5 protein-coding genes are annotated in these 3,770 nt (G+C 60.2%); all 5 read right to left on the bottom strand.

From position 1 onward, the window contains the following. The coding region (locus tag QZ638_RS22845) for a lipoyl synthase (protein ID WP_295814976.1) at positions 1-565 on the bottom strand (565 nt) is incomplete at its 3' end. Positions 566-572: 7 nt separating this feature from the next. Next, positions 573-857, bottom strand: coding sequence for a GlsB/YeaQ/YmgE family stress response membrane protein (locus QZ638_RS22840; protein WP_295814974.1), 285 nt, complete (start codon positions 855-857; stop codon positions 573-575). A gap of 77 nt (positions 858-934) precedes the next feature. Beyond that, positions 935-2,380 carry a dihydrolipoyl dehydrogenase gene (lpdA, locus tag QZ638_RS22835; protein WP_295814972.1) on the bottom strand — a complete coding sequence of 482 codons (1,446 nt, stop codon included), beginning with the start codon at positions 2,378-2,380 and terminating at the stop codon, positions 935-937. A gap of 69 nt (positions 2,381-2,449) precedes the next feature. Further along, positions 2,450-3,001, bottom strand: a complete 552-nt coding sequence (locus QZ638_RS22830) for an HdeD family acid-resistance protein (protein WP_295814969.1) — start codon at positions 2,999-3,001, stop codon at positions 2,450-2,452. 16 nt (positions 3,002-3,017) lie between these two features. Beyond that, positions 3,018-3,656: an SGNH/GDSL hydrolase family protein gene (locus QZ638_RS22825; protein WP_295814966.1), complete on the bottom strand. Its 639-nt coding sequence runs from the start codon at positions 3,654-3,656 to the stop codon at positions 3,018-3,020. Positions 3,657-3,770: the final 114 nt, after the last annotated feature.

Here is a 3,770-nt window from a genome sequence, read left to right as displayed (position 1 = left end):
CGGTTTCGACGTTCTGGGCGAAGACATCCAGCCCGGAATCCACCACCTTCTCAACGTCAGACATGACCGCGTCGAAATCCGGTGTCAGCGCCTCAACGGCAACTTCCGGCGTGCGCTGTTTAATGGCCGAAACGCAGGCGGCATAGTGGGCAGCGCCACCGTCGTCCAGGTCGTCGCGGTCCACCGAGGTGATAACAACGTGCTTCAACTCCATCTCGCGCACTGCTTTGGCCACATTGTCCGGCTCGTTGATATCGACCGGTCCTGGAATGCCTGTTGACACATTGCAGAAGGCACAGGCGCGCGTGCAGATTTCGCCGAGGATCATGAAGGTCGCGTGCTTCTTGTCCCAGCACTCGCCAATGTTCGGACAGCCCGCTTCCTCGCACACGGTCACGAGCTTGTTGGACTTCACGATCTCGCGGGTTTCCAGATAGCCCTGCGAGGTTGGCGCCTTGACGCGGATCCATTTCGGCTTGCGCAGCACCTCCTGGTCCGGCCGATGCGCCTTTTCGGGATGCCGCGGACGCGGTTTGGCGGTAACAGTATCGAGAATGGTGACCATGTTTGTCCTATCGCGCCCGACGCGAGGCCGAGCGTCCGAATACCCAAAGGATCAGGATCGCGCCAAGAATGGCGACCACCAGATTGCCCAGAAAACCGTAGAACGAGATGCCTACAAGGCCGGCGATGGTTCCGCCGACGAACGAACCGGCGATCCCGACCAGAATGTTGATGAGAAAGCCGTGGTCGCGGTTCATGGTCTTTTCGGCCACGTAGCCGGCCAGGAAGCCGATCACGAGGAGGCCGAAAAAGCCGACACCAGGCATGCCCAGGAGACCGTAGCTTTCGTCCATCAATCAGGTTCCTCGTTCGTGTTCCCCCGCATATAGTCCAGTTGGCGCAGGGGAAACAGGGGCCGACGCCCCCATTTTTAGGCGTTGAGCGTGCGCCCGTAGGCGTCGAGTACGCTTTCCTTCATCATCTCCGACAATGTCGGGTGCGGGAAGACAGTGTGCATCAGCTCTTCCTCCGTCGTTTCCAGGTTCATCGCGACAACGAAGCCCTGGATGAGTTCCGTCACCTCCGTGCCGATCATATGCGCGCCCAGCAACTCGCCTGTCTTCTTGTCGAAAACTGTCTTGATGAAGCCCTGATCCTCGCCGAGTGCAATCGCCTTGCCATTGGCGGCGAACTGGAACCTGCCCACACGGATGTCGCGGCCTTTTTCCTTCGCCTTTGCTTCGGTAAGGCCAACAGAGGCAACCTGCGGCTGACAGTAGGTGCAACCCGGGATCAGTCCCTTGTCCAGCTCGTGAACGCCCGGCACGCCGGCAATCTTTTCTATGCAGATCACGCCTTCGTGCTCGGCCTTGTGTGCCAGCATGGGCGGCCCTGCCACGTCACCGATCGCGTAAATGCCTTCGATATTCGTACGGCCGAAGCCGTCCACCGCCACGCAGCCGCGATCTGTCTTGACGCCGAGCGCTTCCAGGCCGAGATTCTCGGTGTTTCCCTGCACGCCGACAGCGGAAATCAGCTTCTCGGCAGCAATCTTTTCAGTCTTTCCGTCCTTGGTCTCGATGTGGGCGGTCACACCGTCCTTGCCCTTCTCAACCTTGGCGACCTTCGCCTCGAGCTTGAACTTGATGCCCTGTTTCTCGAACTGGCGCTGAGCGAATTTCGAGACTTCCGCGTCTTCCACGGGGAGGATCTGCGGCATCAGTTCGACCACCGTTACCTCTGCGCCCATGGTGCGGTAGAATGAGGCGAACTCCATGCCGATCGCGCCGGAGCCCATCACGACCAGCGATTTGGGCATGGTTTTCGGCACCATCGCCTCGAAATAGGTCCAGATCTTGTCGCCATCCGGCTCGATGCCCGGCAGAACGCGCGGACGTGCACCCGTCGCCACGATGATGTGCTTGGCCTTATAGGTGCCCGTCCCCTTTGTGTTCTTTGGCGCCGGCGGCTGCGGCTGCATGGCCTTTTTCGACGTTTCGGAGACCACCACTTCGCCAGGCTTCGAGATTTTCGCCTCGCCCCATATGACGTCGACCTTGTTCTTCTTCATGAGGAACCCGACGCCGCCATTGAGCCGAAGCGAAACCTTGCGCGAACGATCGACGACAGCGTCCACATCGGCTGTCACCTCACCGTCGATGGAGAGACCGTATTCCTTGCCGTTCTCGGCATAATGCTTGATCTCGGCCGAGCGCAACAGCGCTTTGGTCGGGATACAGCCCCAATTCAGGCAGATCCCGCCCAGATGCTCGCGCTCGACGATAGCCGTTTTCAAGCCAAGCTGTGCGGCGCGGACGGCTGTCACGTAGCCGCCCGGACCCGACCCGATAATGATGACGTCGTAATTTTCAGCCACAGCTGGTCTCTCCTTGTAGTCTTATTATCGTCTAGGGCGCGGACGGGAAGCCGCGCCCTGAGACAAGATTCAGGTCTGCTGCGCCCCGCGCAGGCCGAAAGCGATGAACAGAAGGAACACGCCGTTCGACAGGAGTTCGACGGCCAGAAGAATGCCCAGAATGGTCGCTGCCGCCCACGGCATATCCGCCAGGATCATAACACCGAGCAACAGTGATATGATGCCTGAAAAGAGCACCCATCCCCAGCCCGAGAGTGGTCGGAAAGCGAAAGCGTACATTACCTTCACCACGCCGAGCACGAGAAACATGATCGCGACCAGAATGGTAAGCGAGACGATGCCCGCCGCCGGTTTGGCGATGATGGAAATACCGACGGCGAGCGTCAGAACACCGAGCAACAAAGCCCACAGGAAACCACCCCAGCCGCGTACGCGGAAAGCCTGCACGATCTGCAGCACGCCGAACAGCACGAATGTCCACGCTGCCAGGATTGCCGCCGTCATGGTGGCCGCGAACGGATTGGCGAGCGCGAGAACACCGCCGATCAACGAAATGGCTCCCAGCAGGGCAAGCCAGCCCCACGAAGCATGCACTCTCGGATTTACCTCAGTGTTGGCCATGCTCATCCCTCCTTTGTCAAAGTCCAAGCATGTCTCTCACCACCGGAGCGAGTCCCCGGCCGATGGAGCCTGTGTTGTCGGCGTCCAGGTGAACGCCGTCAAGCGGGCTGGTCCGCGCCACACGACCCGCATCGAAGAAGCCTGCATCCGTCTCGCTGGCAAGAGCGTCGTAAAGCTTCGCCAGCTTTGAGGATTCGGTTCGCGCACTGTCGAACAGGGCTGCGAAGTCGGGTTCGTCGGTTTCGCATGCCGGTGGCGGTGACACGATGAGAACCTTCGGTGCCGGCGCGTCCATCGGATAATCATGGCAGCGCACGATATCGACCAGGCGCTGCATACCTTGCTTGGCGCCGAAAGCCTGGCCGCAGATGAACGGCTTCATGTCGTTTGTGCCCAGCATGATGATGACCAGATCGAGCGGTGCATGGCTCATGAGCAAAGTCGGCAGAACGCGCGCACCGTTTCGGTCGGCGCTTGCGGCGAAATCGTCGAACACCGTGGTCCGGCCGTTTAGCCCTTCGGCGATGACGCGGGCCTCGCCGCCCAGTTCCGCTTGCAGAACACTGGGCCAACGGTCTTCGAAGGAGTGGCGTCCGGGGCCGGCGGGGTTGTACCCCCATGTCAGCGAATCGCCATAACACAGGATGGTTTTCATCTTCCGCCCCCGGATAAGGTTTTCATGTGCCGCCTAGACCAACATGGTCATCGGGTTTTCGATGACCTGTTTGAAGGCTGCGAGGAGTTCGGCGCCAAGCGCGCCGTCCACCGC

This window comes from uncultured Nitratireductor sp., assembly GCF_913053745.1.
In the GTDB taxonomy this organism is placed as follows: Bacteria; Pseudomonadota; Alphaproteobacteria; order Rhizobiales; family Rhizobiaceae; genus Nitratireductor.
This window is presented reverse-complemented; position numbering and strand designations above follow the sequence as displayed.

Coding starts and splice junctions, on each gene's coding strand:
- QZ638_RS22825 (WP_295814966.1), bottom strand. CDS start 3,656: ATGAAAACCATCCTGTGTTATGGCGATTCGCTGACATGGGGGTACAAC.
- QZ638_RS22840 (WP_295814974.1), bottom strand. CDS start 857: ATGGACGAAAGCTACGGTCTCCTGGGCATGCCTGGTGTCGGCTTTTTC.
- QZ638_RS22830 (WP_295814969.1), bottom strand. CDS start 3,001: ATGGCCAACACTGAGGTAAATCCGAGAGTGCATGCTTCGTGGGGCTGG.